A 21,838-nucleotide genomic window follows, 5' to 3' on the forward strand; every position below is an offset into this window, starting at 1 on the left:
AAATTTTATCATGCCTATTTTTCATTTTATTTATTTTACATGGAAAACTTTATTCCGCACATAAGTAATCGAAATACGAATATGATCATCAGTGATCAATTACATAGCATTTCCATATAATAGACGCTTGGTTCTCGATTGATAATGCATCATTCGATCGTTCATGATCTTAATTGGATCACAGAATCGTAAAGTACGATCCGGTAATTCTAATGATGGCTCAGCTAATAAACATAAGCTTGCTGAGTGACCCGCTTCTGCAATAATAAATGTTGAATAAACATTGGTATTTTCTAAGCACACTTGAATTAACTGACCACGTTCTGGCGTACTCATAAAATGGAAACTGGAAAAATACCAACTTTTTGGCATTTGGGGCTTTAAGAAGCGGTAAGCAACTAGGCTATTTAAGACTAATTCCGCTCTCTCTTCATAACTAATATTTAATCTCTTGGCTTGCTCATCAAATAAATAAAACTCTGCTGCATCTTCAATACTAAAAGGCATTTCATTTTGCGCAGAAACAGTCAACATTTTAGCTGGAAAACAAGACCGAAATATCATGCCGTTGGCGAGATCTAACATCACTCTGTCATGGTCACGATCAAAATACCAACGCCAATGATCATCAGGTTTAATATTCATAAACGATCCTTTAGCGATGTTATAAGCAAATAAGCTTTGTTTGGATCCTTTATTAAGATCCCTTTAAACATATCTCTGTTATATCCTAAAGCTTAAAAGAAAAAGATACACGACAGACTGATCAATATTAAGCAAACGTCAATGTCGGCTTTTTTAAAAACGAATTAATCAGATGAGCGAAAACTATATAGTGCACAACTACACGTATAACTTGTCATTTAATGGATATAATTTATGTTCAATCTTAATATAGGATAAAAGGGGGAATAAATAAACCCCCCTTGTATAATTAATCACCATTTTTTAGATGTGATTAACAATATCCTTTATTAATTTTGGTCCGTGGTAAATAAAACCAGAATAAATTTGGATTAATGATGCCCCTGCTTCCATTTTTTCTCTGGCTGCAGTTAATGAATCAATACCACCAACACCAATAATTGGTAACTTTCCATTTAATTCACGGGAAATAAGTTTAATGACCTGGGTACTTTTTAATTGCACCGGACGACCACTTAAACCACCCGCTTCATTACAGTAATTTAAACCTTGAACTAAAGAACGATCCAATGTGGTGTTCGTCGCAATAACGCCATCAATATTATGTCTCACTAAACTGTCAGCCACTTGCACAATTTCTTCTTCAGTTAAATCCGGTGCAATTTTGACCGCAACAGGAACATATTTCTGATGGAGTGATTGCAATGCTAATTGCTTCTCTTTGATGCCACTTAATAAATCATCCAGCGCTTCCCCATATTGTAATGTGCGTAATCCAGGGGTATTTGGTGATGAAATATTAATCGCGATATACCCTGCGTGGGCATACACTTTATCCATACAAATTAAATAATCGTCTTTACCATGCTCAACGGGCGTATCTTTATTCTTACCAATATTAATCCCGATAATCCCGCCGTAGGTTGATTTTTTAACGTTCTCAACAAGGTTATCAACCCCTTTATTGTTGAAACCCATGCGGTTAATAATCCCTTCCGCTTCAACAACTCTGAATAATCTTGGTTTGTCATTTCCATCTTGAGGACGTGGTGTAACGGTTCCAATTTCTACAAAACCAAATCCCATAGCACCAAACGCATCAATGCACTCGCCATTTTTGTCGAGTCCTGCGGCTAGGCCTAATGGATTTTTAAAGGAGAGTCCCATACAGGTAACGGGTTTGGTTGCAATGGATTGACGAAGGAGGAATTGGAGAGGAGAGTGGTTTAAACGCTGAAGCTGACGAAACGTTAATTCATGGGCCTTTTCAGGGTCGAGCTGAAACAGTGCCTTTCGGGCAAGGTGATATAACATAGCTATTAACCTACTTTCTGTCTAAGTACGATTGAATATGCATTTCTCTACACGACACACTCAAACTCAGCGCGTGCAAAAATACCCCCAAACCTGTTTTACCAAATAGGGTTTGTGAGTATACAAGTGAGATTGGCTTGATAAAACGGCACATATGCTACCCCAACTGTGGGGTAATAATCCATGAAAATATCACTAAAAGTGCTAATTGTTTTGATCTTCTACCATAAAAAAGCCCTTAGACTCGAAAATCTAAGGGCTTACATGCATTTATTCTCAGAATTAACTGCCTACTATCCTAAGAATTAACTTTCTAGCGCTTTAGTTATCTTCTCAAACAGATCCCCAGAAAGGTTTTCTAACCCTTTGAGTTTTTCCAGAACCTCACGCATTAAACCTTGGCGCTTCGCATCATAACGTTTAAAACGGATTAATGGCTCAATTAATCGCGATGCCACTTGTGGATTGCGAGTATTCAGATCCACTAAGATCTCATACAGGAATTGATAACCGCTGCTATCTTCTGCGTGGAAGTTCACCGGGTTGCCTGCTGTAAATGAACCCACTAATGCACGAACACGGTTCGGGTTAGTCATGCTAAATGAGCGATGATTTAATAATTCACGTACTTTTTCCAGAGTGTTTTTAGCTGGATTGGTGCCTTGCAGCGTAAACCATTTATCCATCACCAAGCCATCATGGTGCCAACGATCGTCAAAATCTGACATCAGCTCAGCGTGACATGGCAAGCCCGCTTCGTTTGCAGCGATTAATGCCGCGAGTGAATCGGTCATATTATCCGCACTGCGATATTGAGCTTCCACCAGCTTATTCGCTAACTCACGATCGTCCGCTGCCGCCAAATATTGCAAGCATGTATTACGCAGTGAACGCAGTGCAATATCACCGTGATCTACACGATATCCATCAATTTTAATCGAACGATAAACAGTTAAGAATTCATCGTGCATTTCATTTGCTAGTGTAGAGTGGATAAAATCAATCGCGTTATGGATTGCCACAGGATCAATAACGGTAAACAGCTCGGCAATTTCATTTTCTGAAGGCAGAGTCAAAATTAAAGCAGCTAATGCAGGGTCAATATTGTCACTGAGCAATACAGCGCGGAATGCATCCACAACATGCTCAGGCAGGACCAGCGCTTCCCCTTTATGCAGTTTTTCCACGTTAATTTTGGCATAGTTATTAATCAGTTGCTGCGCCGCATCCCAGCGAGAAAATTCATTACTCGCATGCTGCATTAAAAATGCCAATTGTGCATCTGTATATGGATAATCCAATTTTACTGGCGCAGAAAATTCACGTAATAAAGAAGGCACTGGGCGAGAAGTCACATGGTCAAATACAAAATTTTGTGACGCTTGAGTGACATTTAAGACTGAGTTCACCAAGCTTCCATCACGCTTAAGTGGGATCACTGCACCATCTTCACCGTACAATTCGATATCCAATGGAATATGCAGAGGCTGTTTTTCTGCTTGGTCGGCAGTTGGTGGCGTCATTTGGCTGACATGCAGCGTATATTGTTGCTTCTCTGGCGAGTATTCATCACGAACGGTCAAAACTGGCGTTCCTGATTGGCTATACCAGCGACGGAACAGGGACAAATCCACGTTCGATGCATCTTCCATCGCCTGCACGAAATCATCACAGGTTGCAGCGCTACCATCATGGCGATGAACATACAGCTGGATCCCTGCTTGGAACATCTCTTCTCCAAGCAAAGTGTGGATCATGCGGATAACTTCAGACCCTTTTTCATACACTGTCAGTGTATAAAAGTTGTTCATCTCGATCACTTTTTCAGGGCGGATCGGGTGAGCCATTGGACTTGCATCTTCCGCAAACTGCGCCGCCCGCATGACTTTGACATTATTAATACGGTTAACTGAACGTGAACCTAAATCAGAGCTAAATTCTTGATCTCGGAATACGGTCAACCCTTCTTTTAAACTTAATTGGAACCAGTCACGACAAGTAATACGGTTGCCTGTCCAGTTATGGAAATATTCGTGACCAATCACAGATTCAATATTCAGATAATCTTTATCTGTGGCAGTTTCGCTTTTCGCTAAAACGTACTTCGAGTTAAATACATTCAGACCTTTATTTTCCATTGCACCCATGTTGAAGAAATCAACGGCAACAATCATATAAATATCAAGGTCATATTCTAAACCGAAACGCTCTTCGTCCCATTTCATTGCATTTTGCAGGGATTTCATAGCCCATGGCGCACGGTCTAAGTTGCCTTTATCAACAAACAGCTCTAATGCGACTTTGCGACCAGTGCGAGTCACAAACTCATCGCGTAACACATCAAAGTCCCCTGCGACCAGTGCAAATAAGTAACTTGGTTTCGGGAATGGGTCTTCCCATTTTACCCAATGGCGACCATCGTCCAATTCACCTTCCGCGATGCGGTTACCGTTAGAAAGTAAATAAGGATAGCGAGATTTGTCTGCTGTAATTTTGGTGGTGTAACGCGCTAAAACATCGGGGCGATCTTGGTAATAAGTAATGTGGCGGAAACCTTCTGCCTCGCACTGAGTACACAAAGCTTCACCAGAAACATATAAACCTTCTAACGCACTGTTTTTCTCAGGGCTAATCTCATTAACAATACTCAGTGTAAACGCCTCTGGTAGCGATTCAATGATAAGCTTGCCTGATTCTTCTTTATAGTTTGTCCACGCTTTACCATCGACTTCAAGGCTAATAAGAGTTAAATCTTCACCAAATAATTCTAAGGTGGAAGATTGCGGATTAAGGCGTTTCACCTTACTGATAGCGGTCACTTTGGTTTTGGCGGGATCAAGGTCAAAATCAAGGAATATTTCTGTAATTGTATAATCAGGTACTTGATAATCTTGACGATATTTCGCTTGTCTTAACTGAGTCATAGGTAACCTTTTTATTCGTTATATCCGTGTCATAGTCTCTTTCTACTGTATACAATACTATAAGATGAACTAATGTGAATGGACTTGAGAAACATTTTCATCACAAATTGCGATATTTTTCTATTATTTCCCATCAAATTTATGAGAGTAGTATCCAACTTCGTGGGCATGCGGTTTGCCTGTTGGTGCTATAGATCTATTAAATCTAAATTTACATGTTAGTATCATTCAGTGATTATTGTTCTGAGTATGTTATCGAACAGTAAATGAAGATTCGTTTAGAATAATGACCACGTTGAACGCGTTTAACTCAACAGTTAATTGGGTGGATTAAAGTTGAATTATCTTCCAACAACATACAGATAGAATAAAACTTCTATCTTTTGTTAAAGCGGGTATACTTTTTCAACTTTAACGATTTAGCAATTAGTCAGCTCCGCGAGGAACTCTGCGCGCATGAATTTAGACGTAACACCGATTATTACATCACTGCTGGATACCGATGCTTATAAGCTTCATATGCAGCAAGCCGTTTTTCACCGCTACAACCAAGTTCCCGTTGTCGCTGAATTTCGTTGCCGTAGCAGTGATATTTTAGGTGCCTATGCCAATGAGATTGAACAACAGATTCAATTGATGGCACAGCTCTCTCTTTCGGATGATGAATATCAGTACCTGCGTACTCTGCCCTTTTTCACCGAAGACTACCTCTCATGGCTAAAAACATTCCGCTTTAATCCTGAGCAAGTTGTCATCAGCGTCGCTGATAATGGTCAACTGGCCATACGCATAAGTGGTCCATGGCGCGAAGTGATTATGTGGGAAGTGCCACTGTTAGCGTTAGTGAGTGAAATTGTTCAACGTGACAGACACCCTACCATTACCGCTGATGATGCCGTTAACCAACTGCATAAGTTACTGGAGCTATTTTATCAAGAAGCCAGCGAACGCCAATTGAATCTATCGGGTTTTAAGTTGATGGATTTCGGTACTCGCCGCCGTTTTTCCTATAAAGTGCAAGCGGCTATCGTGGGTATGCTCAAGCAAGAATTCCCTTATTTAGTGGGTACCAGTAACTACAAATTGGCTCGTGAATTGGGCTTAATGCCTGTAGGCACTCAAGCGCATGAATGGTTCCAAGCTCATCAACAGATAAGCCCTGAACTCGCCAATAGCCAACGTGAAGCCCTACAAAGCTGGCTGGATGAGTACCCAAATCATCTAGGTATCGCCCTCACCGACTGTATTACGATGGATGCTTTCTTGCGTGATTTTGACCGCGAATTTGCTAATCGTTACCAAGGATTACGCCACGATTCTGGGGATCCTATTGAATGGGGTGAAAAAGCCATCGCCCATTATCAAAAATTGGGCATTGACCCACTGAGTAAAACGTTGGTGTTCTCCGATAATTTAGACCTGCAAAAAGCCTTAGAGCTATACCACTATTTCCATAAACGGATCAATTTAGTGTTTGGTATTGGCACAAGACTCACTTGCAACATTCCGAACGTGGTACCGATGAATATCGTGATCAAGCTGGTGGAATGTAATGGCAAGCCCGTTGCTAAATTATCCGATAGCCCCGGAAAGACCATCTGTGAAGATGATGAATTTGTGAATCAGCTACGCAAAGCCTTTGACCTTCCTAAAATGGAAAAAGCCTGCTAAAAACAAATTAATAACCCGATAGCGATTTTTTACTTGTTTCCTGCCAAATGGCAAGTAACATAGCAGATTACCCCTGAAATATGGGATTTCGGAAAAGATGTCGGGTTATCGCTTTTTCTTATCGTGAGTTTTCTTCTTATATAGTGTTTCTTTGTAAACCCTTAAGCAGTCAACCCCAATAACGCATACTCGTCATCTCATATCGTTAATATTATTTAAAAGAGAGTAATTTTTATGATCGTTGCGCCTGTAGTCGATGTACTGCAAGGCCGTGTGGCGGTGGGCTCTGAAGTCACCGTTCAAGGCTGGGTACGTACAAGGAGAGATTCAAAAGCTGGTTTTTCTTTCCTCGCCGTTTATGACGGTTCATGCTTTAACCCATTACAGGCTATCATCAATAATAATTTATCTAATTATAATGACGAAGTCCTGCATTTAACCACAGGCTGCTCTGTGGAAGTCACCGGTGTCGTGACCGAATCTCAAGGTCAAGGCCAATCTTTTGAATTGCAAGCAACGTCCGTGAAAGTCGTTGGTTGGGTCGAAGATCCTGATACTTACCCAATGGCAGCCAAACGCCACAGCGTCGAGTTTTTACGTGAAGCCGCTCACTTGCGCCCACGCACTAACTTAATCGGTGCTGTTGCACGTGTTCGCCACACATTAGCGCAAGCTCTGCATCGTTTCTTTGATGAACAGGGTTTCTTCTGGGTTTCTACCCCACTTATCACTGCATCAGATACTGAAGGTGCGGGTGAAATGTTCCGTGTTTCTACACTGGACTACAACAACTTGCCACGTAATGACAAAGGCGAAGTGGATTTCAGCGAAGATTTCTTCGGTCGCGAAGCCTTCTTAACGGTTTCTGGTCAGCTGAACGGCGAAGCTTATGCGACTGCATTAAGCAAAATCTACACCTTTGGTCCAACTTTCCGTGCTGAAAACTCCAACACCAGCCGCCACTTGGCTGAATTCTGGATGTTAGAGCCTGAAGTCGCATTTGCTGACTTAGATGACATCGCAGGTCTTGCTGAAGAAATGCTGAAATATGCATTCAACGCGGCATTAACCGAACGTCGTGATGACCTTGAATTCTTTGCTGAACGTGTCGATAAAGATGTGATTAACCGTCTGGAACGTTTTGTGAGTTCTGATTTTGCTCAAGTTGACTATACCGATGCGATCAAAATCCTCGAAACCTGCGGTCAGAAATTCGAAAACCCAGTTTATTGGGGTGTCGATATGTCTTCAGAACATGAGCGTTACTTAGCAGAGCAGCACTTTAAAGCGCCAGTTGTGGTTAAAAACTACCCGAAAGATATTAAAGCTTTCTATATGCGCCTTAATGAAGACGGTAAAACCGTTGCTGCGATGGATGTCTTAGCCCCTGGCATTGGTGAAATCATCGGTGGCTCTCAGCGCGAAGAACGTTTAGATAGACTGGATGCACGTTTAGAAGAAATGGGCATGAATAAAGAAGATTACTGGTGGTATCGTGATCTGCGCCGTTACGGCACCGTGCCACACTCCGGTTTCGGTCTTGGTTTTGAGCGTTTAATTGCTTACGTCACTGGCGTCAGCAACGTACGTGAAGTGATCCCATTCCCACGTACCCCAAGAAACGCGGCATTCTAATGACTATTGCCCGTTATACGGCTTAAATGGTTATTCATATCGGGTCACTAAGTGGCCCGATATTGTTATCTCTACTGTTTATTATTAACTATTGGCCCTGATTGAATATTTTGAGAGCACTGTCACAGTTTTCCTTTTACTACCCTATTTTTTGCTTTTTTATTAACGATTCCTATTCCGACTAAGAATAATCTGCTTTAAGCGTGTTCCCATTCTTATTTGTCAGTACACTTTTCCCTCATCAATGAATGATATCGTTCGAAAAAAGTTCAATTTGTCTTTCAAAAAAGTTCCCTCTTTTTTGTAAAATTTTTTCAACTGGTAGGATGAGTGATTATTTTTTACTCTATTTTTTACATTTAGAAACACCTTGTTACCATTTGTTTCAGAATCTTCGTTTTTGTAGCATTTTGGGGGTAGATAAATTTATCTACCAATGGAACACTGGACGCCGACTAAAGACGACACTAATCTCTCATAAATAGTTCAAAAGAAATTTATGGATTATTTTTGGCAGTGGCAGGTGTCCGAATAACACCAATGAGGGTAATAATAATGATGAAACGCAATATTCTTGCAATGGTTATCCCAGCTCTGTTAGCTGCTGGTGCAGCAAACGCAGCTGAAATCTACAACAAAGACGGCAACAAATTAGACCTGTACGGTAAAGTTGACGTTCGTCACTACTTCGCTAACTCAGAAAGCGGCGAAGACGGCGACGATTCACGTGTTCGTTTAGGTGTTAAAGGTGACACTCAAATCACTGACCAACTGACTGGTTTTGGTCGTTTCGAGTGGGAAACTAAGACTAACAAAACTGAAAACAACAACGATAACAAAAACCGTTTAGCTTACGCTGGTCTGAAATTCAAAGATTTCGGTTCTATCGACTACGGCCGTAACTACGGTGTTATCTATGACACGAACGCATGGACCGACGTTTTCCCATTATGGGGCGGCGACACCATGGCTCAGTCTGATACTTTCATGACTTCACGTAACCGTAACCTAGCTACTTACCGTAACAACAATATGTTCGGTTATGTTGATGGCCTGAGCTTCGCGCTGCAATACCAAGGCAAAAACACTGATTCTAACAAATCAGGTGTTTCTGCACAGGACAAAAATGATGTTTGGTCTAACGGTTACAAAGACAACGGTGACGGTTACGGTTTCGCAACAGCTTACGACTTAGGTTGGGGCGTGACTCTGGGTGGTGGTTACTCTAACTCTGCTCGTACTGAAGCTCAAAAAGCTCTGACTTCTACTGCACGCGGCGAACGCGCTGAAGCATGGAACGTTGGTGCAAAATTTGACGCTAACAACGTATACTTAGCAGCTATGTACGGTCAAACTCTGAACACGACTCACTACGGTTCAGCTCACCGCATCGCTAACAAAACTGAAAACGTTGAATTAGTGGCTCAATACCTGTTCGATTTCGGTCTGAAACCATCTATCGGTTATAACCAATCTAAAGGTAAAGCTTTAGGTTTCACTAGCGATGCTGGTGACAAATACGATAACCAAGATTTAGTTAAATACATCTCTGTAGGTTCTTACTACTACTTCAACAAAAACATGTCTGCAGTTGTTGATTACAAAATCAACCTGCTGAAAGACAACGACTTCACTAACGAAGCTGGTCTGATGACTGACAACGTAGTTGGTTTAGGTTTAGTTTACCAATTCTAATTATCAGTTAACTGATAATCTGAAAACAGTAAATCATGTTTTTGAAAGCAGCGCTCCGGCGCTGCTTTTTTATTGCTCGCATTTTATTCCTCTATCATCGAATCGACTAACCCTCTTATTTGTTAATAATCCCACTAATTAGATTAACTCACTGGTCTATACTCAATTTTTGGTTAAATTTGATGTAATGGCTATCTAGCTCACAAGATCACACCAATTTTTAGTAAAACAATTGGCAAAAACCCTCTTCCAAGTTACTCTGATAGCTCGACATTTTCCGTTGTACCTCTTTTCAGCTAAACCACAGAGTTTTGGAATCGACAATATGTTTGAGAAAATCATTTCTGCCCCAGCTGACCCTATCCTCGGTCTTGCTGATAGTTTCCGTGCTGATCCTCGCGATAACAAAATCAACCTCGGTATCGGTGTCTACAAAGACGAATCAGGTAAAACCCCTGTTCTAGACACCGTCAAAAAAGCAGAGAAATTCCTGCTAGACAACGAGAATACCAAAAACTACCTCGCGATTAGCGGAATGCCGGAGTTTGGTCGTGTCACTCAAACGCTGCTGTTTGGTGCTAACCATGAAATCATCAGCTCACAACGTGCTCGTACGGCGCAAGCGCCAGGTGGTACAGGTGCCCTGCGTATCGCAGCCGATTTCATTGCTAAACAAACTAACGCAAAGCGTGTTTGGATCAGCAACCCAACGTGGCCTAACCATAAGAATATTTTCGAAGCAGCTGGTTTAGAAGTGCTGACTTACAATTACTACGATGCAGCCAACCACGGTATGGACTTTGCTGGCATGCTAAACAGCCTGTCATCTGCGGTTGCTGGTGATGTGATTGTTCTCCATGGCTGCTGCCATAACCCAACTGGTATTGACCCAACGCCAGAGCAATGGACTCAACTGGCTGCTCTGTGTGCTGAAAAAGGGTTATTACCTGTATTCGACTTCGCTTACCAAGGTTTTGCGAAAGGTTTAGATGAAGATGCAGAAGGCTTACGCATTTTCACCAAAAACAACCCAGAAATGATTGTTGCCAGCTCATTCTCGAAAAACTTCGGTCTGTACAATGAGCGTGTGGGTGCATGCACCATCATCGCCAAAGATAGCGATAACGCAGAGCGCGCATTTAGCCAAGCGAAAGCGGTTATTCGTGCTAACTACTCCAACCCACCAGCACACGGTGCGGCGGTGGTTACCACTATCCTGTCTGATGAAACATTAAAAGCTGAGTGGATCCAAGAACTGACCTCAATGCGCGAACGTATTAAACGTATGCGTCAACTGCTGGTTAAAACATTGGAAGAGAAAGGCGCTAAACAAGACTTTAGCTTCATCATCAACCAAAATGGGATGTTCTCCTTCAGTGGGCTAACTAAAGAGCAGGTAGAGCGTCTACGTAGCGAATTTGGTATCTACGCAGTAAGTTCTGGCCGCATCAACGTGGCTGGCTTAACACTGGAAAACATGGTTCCGCTGTGTGATGCTATTGTAAAAGTGCTTTAAGATTCAATTTGGAATCTGATGAATTGCAAAACACCCCTTAATGGGGTGTTTTTTTGTTTTTACATCAATAGGAATTACAGAACGTTAAGAAAATACTCCGTTGTCGACACCGCGCCCCAATGAGGCACTGGCGAATTCTTTTTAGATTGATTTTCCAAATTGCTTTCATGCTCAATCCGCTGCTCTGCAAGCAGTTGAACCAAACGATCAATCTTTAAATCCACATTCGGTTGTGAAAGTTTTGGATGATTATTCATGTGAATCACCTGCATCACATTAGCCATCGAACCTTGGTGATTATTATGGCGTAGTGTGACCGTTCTTCCGCTGTATGACTGATAGGTTGTCTCCACAATAGTAGGAGATACTTCCTGATAACGGATAGCATCTATCTTAAAGTCAATCAGAGCCACTTGATTACGCCCTTCAAAATCATGAATGGCCACATTTCCTTGCCCATGACCACTCACAATGTAGAGATCATCGCCTTTCTCGCCGGAAAGCTTGTCATTGCCAGTTAACGAAATCAGAACATCCCGCCCCATACCTTTTGCCAGTAAAGTATCATCACCTTCCCCACCATACAGAACGTTCTCACCATCAAAGCAAATCAGTTTATCATTCCCATTCCCACCCTTGATCACGCGCCCTTGGGAGGATTCATCAACAATTTCATCATCGCCATCTAACGTATCTATCAAAAAGTGTTCGCTAGGTGTTTTTATTAAGATGGCATCATTTCCTGTGGTTTGTTTCAATGGTTTAGCCATTCCCTTTAATGTTTCAGCTAATTCACTCACTGGCTTCCAGGTTGCTAATCGACCAGACTGTTTAGCTAAATCCTGTTGAGCGGATAAGTAGTCTACTAATGGTGTCATTCCATTTTTTGCCGAAGAGAAATATTCCGCATCTAATTGCTCATAGTGATGCACAGTAACACTAGCGTTGCTGCCATCGGTTGGCGGTTTGATTTTGACGATTTTTCCCGCTTGAGAAACATAAAGGTGATACTGTATTTCCCCTGAGGCATCCTTAATCACTTGTGGTTTAAAGTTAATTAGATGGATGTGGTTATCACCGAGATTGTCTTCTAAATAAACAGTACCAGAATGGTTTCCATCAATAACATAGTGGTCATTCCCCGCCTCCCCCATTAAGGTGTCATTTCCTTGACTTGACAACAATAAGTCATCGCCTTCACCACCACTCAAAAAATTGTCTCCGGCGCCACCATATAACACATTATTACCATCAATAGCTTTGATATTGTCATCCCCTTCACCACCTATCAGTATGTAACTGGCTAGGCTTCTATTGATAATAATGTCATCGCCATCTTTCCCATCAATGATATGCCGCTCAGACAGATAGCCTACTGGTAAAATAATTTCATCGGCACTGTCACTACTCTTAGAAACAGGTTTCAGTGGCATAAGGCTCTGAGTCTGCAAATCTAATGAAAACATATTGCTGTTTCTATCCTGAATCAAAATAACATCGGTCAATTTGTCATCAACATTGACGAAATTAATCGCTAATTGCCGCTGACCGAATTTATCCTTGCTATATAGCGTTAACCCCTCCATTGACAATGCATAACCATTATCGGTAGGCAGAAGTAAGATGACTTTATCATCTGCCGTAAATTGCCCATTAACCGATGCAAAATCAAAGGTGATTGTCGAACGCTCATCTTCCGCATGTACGATTTGATAGGTATCTATTCCGCGGCTGGTATGAATGTAACTTCCAGAACTAATCAGTGATAATAGATTGTTCTTATCATCCCCCTGATACACCAAATTCTCCGCTCGCCCAACTGGCGTAAACCATCCCCAACTTGGAGCTATATGATGGCGATTTTGGTTGATGGTAATGGCGTTTAACGTTTCATCAATTTTGACTGATTTACCATCCGAACTTGTGAGTTGGTCATTTTCTTGAATATAGCTAATATTGAAGAATTGAGTCGGCATCCCTTCATCTAACACTTTGATCTGGCTGGTCATCACAAAACCATCTTTCGTATGTAACCGATAAGTATGGTTGGCTTTTTGTTGACCTTGGCTCACCGTAGTCACGTTATTCAAGACAATCGTTACCGAACTCTCAACATTGCTGTAAGTAAAATCATCCACCTTGGAGCTAGGCAGCGAAATGACGAGATACAAGTTATTATCTTGAAGATAGACCTGTTTTATTTCATTCAGTGAATACGCTAGGCTAACAATGCTTTGAGATTGGCTGGACTCATCAATAACCACTTTTACGTGATACTGTTGATGGTTATGTTGGTAGATTGGGTTAAGCGTCGTTTTTGTTTTGACTGCTTTTAGTTTCCTATCCCAATAACGGTTCGTCAGATAAAGGTTATCCACATCCGTCGTCCAATCAAAACGTCGGATATGGTAACTATCATCGCCCTGACCGCCCACTGCCGTTCCTTGGGTTAAAATCAGTTTATCGTTACCACCTTCCCCAATAAGTAAATCTTTACCCAATCCACCATCAAGAATATTAGCCATATCATTGCCACGTAACTGGTCATTGCTATTTCCTTTGATGAGGATATTCTCGATACTTTGTAAATGGGCAACCGAAATAAATTGATGTGTAAACTGATGTTTATAGTGCAAACTATTTAACGCTAAATTGGCATGGACATCGTAATCTTCAGGTAAGCCATCGACCACGACAGTGTCTTGTCCTTGCTGACCATCTAGGTACTTTGTTGGTTTATTATCATCACGGGAACGAAGTGACGTTAAACTACTGTCCCGAATATAAAACAGGTCGTCTTTATTTCCCCCCGCAAAATATTTCTCCCCAGAAAGAACTTGGAAGGCATTTTTTTGTTCTTGATGGCCGATAAGCAAGTCATTGCCATTCCCTGTATTCCAACTCGTTCCTCGGCTATGCGGGTTCTTAAGATAAAGGCTAATACCTTTTTTATCATTAACTAAATGCTCACTTTCTAGTCGCTCATTTTCTTGCAATATCTGCTGCCCTAATACACCAAACTCCCTTTTTTTTGAATAGAAGCTCAACTGCTCAGGGTTCGATTTATCTAATTGATCTTTTAACGATAATGTAACGTCACCATTTGATATACGATGACGAGTTTGAAATTCATCAAGTAGTGGATTATTGTAGGCGGAATTTAAATAATAGCGTTCGTGGGTTGGCACACTCCCTGTACGCTTTTGGTCTATAACCTCTTTAGCTTTTTTACGCGTGCTAAAATTTTTCCTCAGATTCCATCCGTGATTAGCATAAAATTTTCTTAAATTTCGATACCATGTAGTATCTCTTATCACCTGATTTGCCAAAATAAAATCGACTTCCTCCGCAGTGAACGATGGTGCACCTTTTTGTGTATAACGTAATCCCCAAGTGTGCATACCATGATATTCATTTGCTAGAGTCCCATAAAAATGATTACCGTAGTCGTCAACTAAATAATATCGGGGTTCATTTTCATAAGTGGGTTTCTCTATAACCGTCAAATGATGATCAAAACCGGCTTGTAAAATACCGTTTTTAAACTGTGCAAGATCCATTTGCCACTCTTGTTCTTTAAATGCATTGATATATAACTGGGTACTCATTTCTTGTTGGCTACGTAACGTGGGCTCTAGTCCTAACGCCCCACGAATCCCTTCTTCTAATTCACGATCCCAATCAATATCAATCACTGCTTTAATATTTTCGACAGCACGAACACCGTTATAGATCCAGCCACCAACAAGTAAGATCCCCCCAACGACTAATCCCGCCACAGGGACAGTGGAAGCGCCTACGAGTACAGCAATAACCGTGACACCATTCACCACCGCACTAACAATCGAAAATGACGCATTAACAATTAAATCTTGGCGCTGCTTAGGATCAGTTACACTATCTAACTTAGAAAGATTATCGTAGGCTTGATAAGCATCGATACCCATCCCAACTAAATTGAAAATAACGACAACACCTGCCGCGACCCTTGCCCTAACTAAAGAAGTCGTACCTTTATTTGAAGCAACATTTAACATTAATGGCTGTATTATCATGTCGCCATAATTAAAAAAAGCAGAGCCACAAAGTAAATACAGCTGCTTCTCTAACTCTTTAGCTTGTTCAGCAGTGATATCTGGGTTATCCAATCTATTTAAAATTGAATAAGCCCCAATGAGGCTCTGGATAGCCCCGGCTCCCCCCATGCTTTGCCCAAAGCGATTAGCAATCCGGTGAAATAACGGTAATTGCATACCTACCTGCCGAAGTTTTTTTAATGTAGATGATGAAATAGCCTCTTGTTGAATATCTACATCATTTGCTAAATATTTAAATTGTTTTTTAAGCAGTCCAGACTCATTAAAGTTTGCATCACGTTTCACCAATTGATAAATATCCCCTGAACTTAATTGTTCATAAAATATCTTTATAAACGCAATATCATCTTTATTCCCGTCCATTAACGTAAAATACATCGCCAATTTTTCAGGTGAAAAGCGTATATTCTTATGCAGATTAGGTAATGCCATATCTCCATGAGAAATAGGCTTTCCATCTATTGTCGCGCCGAGATGCTGTAATTTAGAAAAGGCTATTTTTTCTCCATTTAATTCAACCCAACGATTTTGGGTCGAATTAAACTCCGCCTGTTCCATAATTAATGTTCGCTGATTTAACGGTTCAGATAGCGCCTCTTTCAATTCACTATCTTCAAGATTGATAAATTGAAGATCGGCTCTAAAATCGCCATCGCTAGTTAACTGAAATCCTGCCGAAGCTCCCCGAGAAATAGATTGTCCATCAGCAAGTTCTATCGTTTGATTAAAATAGTTTTTTAAATGTTGTTTAAATTGATGCTTTGCTGTCTGAAGAGAGGCATTTTCACTGGTAAATTGGATGCCTTGAGGGTCAAATAAACTAAATTCATAAACACCATTGCGTTTCACGTAAATAACGGTATAGCTGGTCATTTTCCCTTTCAAGAATACAATCCCATTTACCGAGTCAGCCTTAGTGGAAAATAGTGTTGAGATTGATTGATCAGCAATCGTGACCCCACTATTTTTAACTCGCGTATTTATATCCTGCTCATATTGCTGTATTTTATCCAGCAATACCTCTCCAGAGTCCGTTAAAATATCTTGTTGTTTAGCCCATTCAAGTTGTGCTTTTTGCTCTAAGAAATTTCTCGCGGCATAACTGTCTGTCAGATGATATTCAATGGCATATACGGCACCTAACGTTTGGTCGATAGATTGAGCCGGCTTATCTGAGCGAATTATTCCATGATTAATTAAACCGCTATGATATCCCGCCTCCATCTGGTTTTGATAATTCAATAACTGATTATATTGTTTCAAACGTTGAGTTTGGCTATTTTCATAAGCATCTAATGCCTCTGAAAATGAAAGCCCTTTCAGGGACGCGTTTTCCCCATCAAAATGACTATCACTAATCTGGCTAAGCCCCTCTAATTTATCACTAAAAAGCATAAATTTATTATGGTCAGTAACCAAATCTAATATTTTTCCTTTATCAATCCCATCACCTGCAGGAAATAGAGATTTAAGTAACTCAATTGAGTGGTCACTCAGATTATTTAATACCGACAAATCATTTTTAATGGCTAACAGCAACCTTTGCATTTTTATTGCTTGTCGCGGGTGAGACAATTGCAGGTCCGGCTCAGTACTCTCCGATAACCATGAACGTAGCTGAGTTTTATCTTTGTTCAGCGATTGGTTATATTCTGCATTGACGAACGGGTCGTGAAGTGCAATTTTGAATTTTCGTTGGTCAAAATTCCCGTGCTCATTCGTAAAATCGTCTGCTAAATAAGGATGGTCTGTCAAACGGATCGCGTTGAGATCCTGTTCTCCTAGTGCTACTTTTTCAAACAACGCTTGAATTTTTTGCCCTTTTGTTGTGGATGACGCTCCTCGCTCATGAGTAAATTTCGACAACACCTTAGTCTCGAACCCATGCTGTTTTAACGTCGCTTCAAGCTCAGAAGTAAAGCTGCGATGTTCCGCAGCCTCGGTGATCATCCCCTTACTCATGGAGTGATATAGAATATGGTCTGGTGCCGCGAATGGGTATTTTTGTTTAACCGCAACTAGTCCTGAAACCAAGTTTATATTTGATGTACGTAAGGTTTCACCATCACCTATCAGCAGCCAATCCACCTTTTTTTGGCTCTCTACTAATGAGGCAATCGAAGCCTCACCGTATTCAATAGTCCATTTTTTCGCCTCTGCATCCATTTGAAAAATCAGCGTATTATATGGATTTTTCGCTGCCCAACTTTCTGCAAGTTGGCGACCTTTTCCATCACCAGTAAGGCGGATAATGACCGTTAAATTTGAGTCTGTGACAGTCGATGTCGGGCTGGATAGTTTTTGTATACGTGTTTTATCAACCATTTTCCATAATGGGATAGACGTCATTCCTTCTTGATTTAGTTTTTTCGTAAAATCACGATAGAAATTATCGGGTAATTCCCCACCCATTTTTTTTAACTCACCGACAAATAATCGGTAAGCTTCAGGGTTATAAATCACTTTCTTCAAGAGATTGAGATCTAAATTTCGCGTCTCAGGATCCCTAAATGCAGAGAAATGGTCAGGTTCGGTATAGTCGTTTAATTGGCTTATGGATAATTCGCCACGGCGCACTTCATTGATAAAAAACAGTGTGCTCGATTGCCGATTGACACGAATTTGCTGTGTTTCAGGGTGATATTGATAAACAAACTTATAGCCATCGGTACTCGTGGATTCATTAGGATCACCCGTTGGCGCAATAAATTTTGTTCCTAGATAATCATTATTAATATTCCGATTATAAGCCGTTACTGGCATATGCATATTATGTTCGGCAAATAGGCTGACAGCTTTCATCGCAAAGTTTTCATTAACGCCTCCACGACTTAAATTACATCCTAGCATCACCAATTTATCGGGATTATGAGTATTTGATATTTGGCGCTTTAAATACCGCAGGCCATCAACATACTGCTGCGCAGATTTCCCTACATACGTTGTCGGCTGATGCTGGCCGTAATATTTACCGTGTCCCACCGTGATCCAACGTACTTTCCCTGTTTTTAGCCGTTCGACATCCCCTTGCAACACTTTGTATTGCTTGGTTTGTATATCAAATTGCACCACCATTGAATCATCGGGGTGTTTAGAAAATGCGTACGCCGTCGACCATGCAGAGATATCATCCCCTCCAAGCTGAATAATCACATTGTAATCATACTTCGTCGGCTTTACGGAACTGATCATTTCCGTATTTTGTTTTTTAGCCTCTTGATATCGCGACATAGGATCCTGCCACTGATCAATTGAGTCGGTTGTCGGAGATCGCTCCCCGGCGAGGAACTCAGAATGATTCTGCGTCATATGCTGAAGATAAATATCATCAAATCCTGTATCTAATTGAGCGACGGGTTTGCCGAGTTGTCGCTCCATTTCATTATCGTAGTGCTGACGCTGTTGGTGAATTGCCGCAACATCCACATTAAGCTCGAATTGATTGGCTAAGCTTTTTTTCCGCGCCAACTCAGCACGCCCTTCAATAAAGCTGCTTGATATTTTTTTTTGGGGATCAAAATATTGCTTAAGATCCCCTATACTCCATTTTTTATTTAATGGAACACGATAACCTTGGTTGATTAGTAGCTGCTGAAAATTTGATAGTTCTTTTACATTATAAATAATAATGGCGCCAAAGGCGTTCATCGGAAAATAGATGGATATCGCTTCGAAGAAACCTGTTAAGGCATTTCGTATCTTTAATTTTTTAGGTGGGAAAAACGTAATCGGAAAGTTTTCTTTCATGACACTTGCCGGGTTTGCATCATCCGCACCATGGTGAATTAACTCCATACCATCTGTGCGGCCAAGCTCCTTGTTTAGCTTATTTTTGATCTCTTTAATTCTGTTATTAGTGATGCCATTGTCCCTACCTTCATACTTATTATATTCCGCTTCATTGGTATATAACGCTTTCTGACGTGGAGTTAGCTCATCATAATTCACACTGGCTTTCCATTCTGCCCAAGTTGGCATTTCACTCACTTTGACATAGTGTTCCAGCTCTGAAATTGGGAAAATAATACTGAATAAATCATAATCTGCGGTCATGGCTTTCCCCGTTTTAGGGTCACCAACAACATAAAGTGGTTTAATTTCACCATTATCTTGATAATAGACTTGCCAAGTATCCACTCCATCTCGAGTTAATTTTTTCAATATAAAATGGAATTCACTTCCATCAAGAACAGAAGTAACCTGAATATCGCCATTTTTATTTATAGTCGTTGGTGATGAAATGGTTTTATATTGTTGGAGTTCGTTAATACGCTCAGATGTTATTTCCAATATCACCGAAACACCCTTGCCTTCCGCCAGCGAATCTTGGACATAACTATTATATTTTTTGCTTTCTGCCCGTCCTGATGATTTAGCAAATCTCTGTTCGACAGGTATAAATCCTGAGTGAGGTCCCCAATCTGCACTCTTTCCTTTTATCGCCAGCCCTTTACTACTATAGTGACCGGATTGCATCAATGAACTCGATTTCTCATCTACCGGACGAAAGCCAATAATAATATTCTCTCTATCTGCTACTAGTGAAAAAGCTTTTTGGTGCTCAATGGGTATCCCGATATTTTTATTTTTTTCCGGCGTTGATAATGGTTCAAGTTTTAAGTTGATATTCGCGTAATTATGACTACTGGCATGAAGACTTGGTGCGGAAGTTACTACATTTTTTAATTTAATCACATCAAAGTTACTGCTAACGGAATACACTTTGCTTTCGTTTTGAGAAATAACGATATCACCTGATATTTTAGATAACGTTTCCAGATTATCATTTATTCGTGTTTTCAATTCTGCCACATCGAGTATATCAGTGAAGATAAAATATTTTTTCCCATTTAAATCCGCTTTAATTTTAACAAATTCATTCTCTAAGAAAAATTCTTGATATATCAACTTATTTTTTTTATTGTTATCGAGATAAACAGTTTCTTTCCCTTCAGCTAAAAGCAAGCTTTCTGTCAGCTTAATATTCTCAATATTAAGATTTTTTAAAGGTGCTCTTTGAAATTCATTTTTATAAAATGATGAGTAACCGATACCAAAATCACCATTTTCCTTTCTTAAAAAACCGTAATAATCTGCCTGTTTATCAACAAAGTCGATAATAAATGCCTTGAAGCTTGCTTCGTCATAGTATTTAAAAACACCATAATTAGGATCAAAGAAATTGTAATCCCATGATTGCGTTTTCTGATTGTAATTTACTACCAATGCCATGGAATGATTTACAGCCTTAAATTCAAACAATAATATTTCTTGACTTTTATTCGTATGGCTAGAAATTTTATGAATAAATTCACTGAGGTTAATTTCGCTACGATAGCTCTCCCTACCGTTATAATTATGATTATCTAAATCTAATGAAACTCCGTTTTTCCTATTGTTTTCTTTTTGAATTTTATAGTTATCAAAATCAAGACTCTTTAAGATCATCTCTTGAGAAAAATTCGCATCGTTAATATCAAAGTTTTTCGCTATTTCATTTTTCCGGCTAGAAAATCGTTCATGAAACTGTTTGAACCAAGGGTCTTGGGCCAATGGATTATTACGTTTCTCAATCTGGCTAAATTCGATTTCCAACGCATCGTAAAATTGATGTAATTTTATTTTTTGAAGCTCTTTAAGATTATCTGCATACTGTTGCTTATTTTTATTTTTTTCACGATATTTTTTATATGATTCGATACCTTCATCAATCGAATGACTCATATATTCCAGAAAAGACTTCCCTTCAATTGGCGTAACATACCGATACGATAAATTTGCATGAATAACGGATGAATCAGTTTCGATTCTATGAGTATATATCACATCTTTTAAATACTCATTGAATAGTACACTTGCGTGCATTTTTAATGATTTAGCTCTGACTTTATCATAAGCATTTTTATATTCTGTTTTATCATCGATAATATTTATTAATTCATTTAACTTATTAAGATAATCGTTCCCTTGGCCTATTGAACTATAAGATAAGAACTCATTTGAAAACCCATAACAGTAGCCATCTGACATGGAATAATCCACACCATCCCATGTCACCATTTTTTTTAAGTGACTCAACCTACTTTGCGATTTTTCGCCTCTGAAAAAATTCGCGATTTTCCCTTTGTTATCAAACTCTTTTAAATTAATTAATAACGTTTCTTGTGAAAATCTCAACTCAATATTTGGCTTTGGCATTTATACCTCATTGTTAAAATCAATATATTCTTTAAATTAATAAATAAGCAACTGATTACCTATTTATTAAAAAATACCAAAGATAATTAACAGAATAAAACCGAAGAAATATAATTAGGATATAGTTTATTTTTTTATAAATG

At 39.9% G+C, this 21,838-nt stretch carries 8 protein-coding genes; 4 read left to right on the plus strand and 4 right to left on the minus strand.

All coding sequences use genetic code 11. The features are described 5' to 3' along the window. Positions 1-99 precede the first annotated feature (99 nt). From GKR61_RS01750 to pepN, 3 genes are all read right to left on the minus strand, one after another. Entirely contained in the window at positions 100-645 is a 546-nt protein-coding gene (locus tag GKR61_RS01750; protein ID WP_154600317.1) for a cell division protein ZapC, read from the minus strand. Positions 646-948: 303 nt separating this feature from the next. Continuing rightward, complete coding sequence (gene pyrD, locus GKR61_RS01755; RefSeq protein ID WP_154609501.1) at positions 949-1,959, minus strand: quinone-dependent dihydroorotate dehydrogenase; 1,011 nt, start codon at positions 1,957-1,959, stop codon at positions 949-951. 305 nt (positions 1,960-2,264) lie between these two features. Continuing rightward, positions 2,265-4,883 (minus strand): aminopeptidase N, encoded by a 2,619-nt coding sequence (gene pepN / locus GKR61_RS01760; protein WP_154639495.1) that lies wholly within the window; start codon positions 4,881-4,883, stop codon positions 2,265-2,267. A gap of 456 nt (positions 4,884-5,339) precedes the next feature. Here pepN and pncB point away from each other — a divergent pair, with 456 nt between their 5' ends. The 4 genes from pncB (at position 5,340) to GKR61_RS01780 (ending at position 11,400) form a co-directional block, all read left to right on the plus strand. Then, positions 5,340-6,554: a nicotinate phosphoribosyltransferase gene (gene pncB / locus GKR61_RS01765; RefSeq protein WP_036951721.1), complete on the plus strand. Its 1,215-nt coding sequence runs from the start codon at positions 5,340-5,342 to the stop codon at positions 6,552-6,554. Positions 6,555-6,788: 234 nt separating this feature from the next. Then, a complete protein-coding gene (gene asnS, locus GKR61_RS01770; protein WP_154600320.1) occupies positions 6,789-8,189 on the plus strand; it encodes an asparagine--tRNA ligase in 1,401 nt (466 codons plus the stop codon). A gap of 555 nt (positions 8,190-8,744) precedes the next feature. Continuing rightward, positions 8,745-9,884 carry a porin OmpC gene (gene ompC, locus GKR61_RS01775; protein WP_272537398.1) on the plus strand — a complete coding sequence of 380 codons (1,140 nt, stop codon included), beginning with the start codon at positions 8,745-8,747 and terminating at the stop codon, positions 9,882-9,884. A gap of 325 nt (positions 9,885-10,209) precedes the next feature. Then, the gene (locus tag GKR61_RS01780; RefSeq protein WP_108478899.1) at positions 10,210-11,400 is read left to right on the plus strand and encodes an amino acid aminotransferase; all 1,191 of its coding nucleotides are present in this window, start codon (positions 10,210-10,212) and stop codon (positions 11,398-11,400) included. Between the two features lie 74 nt (positions 11,401-11,474). On the opposite strand, the gene GKR61_RS01785 is transcribed toward GKR61_RS01780, so the two are convergent. Next, on the minus strand, positions 11,475-21,695 hold the full coding sequence (locus tag GKR61_RS01785) for an anthrax toxin-like adenylyl cyclase domain-containing protein (protein ID WP_154639496.1): 10,221 nt from the start codon (positions 21,693-21,695) through the stop codon (positions 11,475-11,477). Positions 21,696-21,838 lie beyond the last annotated feature (143 nt).

Origin of the sequence: Providencia sp. wls1916, from assembly GCF_009706585.1 — a bacterium.
GTDB classification, from domain to species: Bacteria; Pseudomonadota; Gammaproteobacteria; order Enterobacterales; family Enterobacteriaceae; genus Providencia; species Providencia lanzhouensis.

What these genes read in the sequence shown, in the direction of transcription:
- ompC (WP_272537398.1), top strand. Translation starts at nt 8,745, where the DNA reads ATGATGAAACGCAATATTCTTGCAATGGTTATCCCAGCTCTGTTAGCT.
- GKR61_RS01750 (WP_154600317.1), bottom strand. Translation starts at nt 645, where the DNA reads ATGAATATTAAACCTGATGATCATTGGCGTTGGTATTTTGATCGTGAC.
- GKR61_RS01785 (WP_154639496.1), bottom strand. Translation starts at nt 21,695, where the DNA reads ATGCCAAAGCCAAATATTGAGTTGAGATTTTCACAAGAAACGTTATTA.
- asnS (WP_154600320.1), top strand. Translation starts at nt 6,789, where the DNA reads ATGATCGTTGCGCCTGTAGTCGATGTACTGCAAGGCCGTGTGGCGGTG.
- pepN (WP_154639495.1), bottom strand. Translation starts at nt 4,883, where the DNA reads ATGACTCAGTTAAGACAAGCGAAATATCGTCAAGATTATCAAGTACCT.
- pyrD (WP_154609501.1), bottom strand. Translation starts at nt 1,959, where the DNA reads ATGTTATATCACCTTGCCCGAAAGGCACTGTTTCAGCTCGACCCTGAA.
- GKR61_RS01780 (WP_108478899.1), top strand. Translation starts at nt 10,210, where the DNA reads ATGTTTGAGAAAATCATTTCTGCCCCAGCTGACCCTATCCTCGGTCTT.
- pncB (WP_036951721.1), top strand. Translation starts at nt 5,340, where the DNA reads ATGAATTTAGACGTAACACCGATTATTACATCACTGCTGGATACCGAT.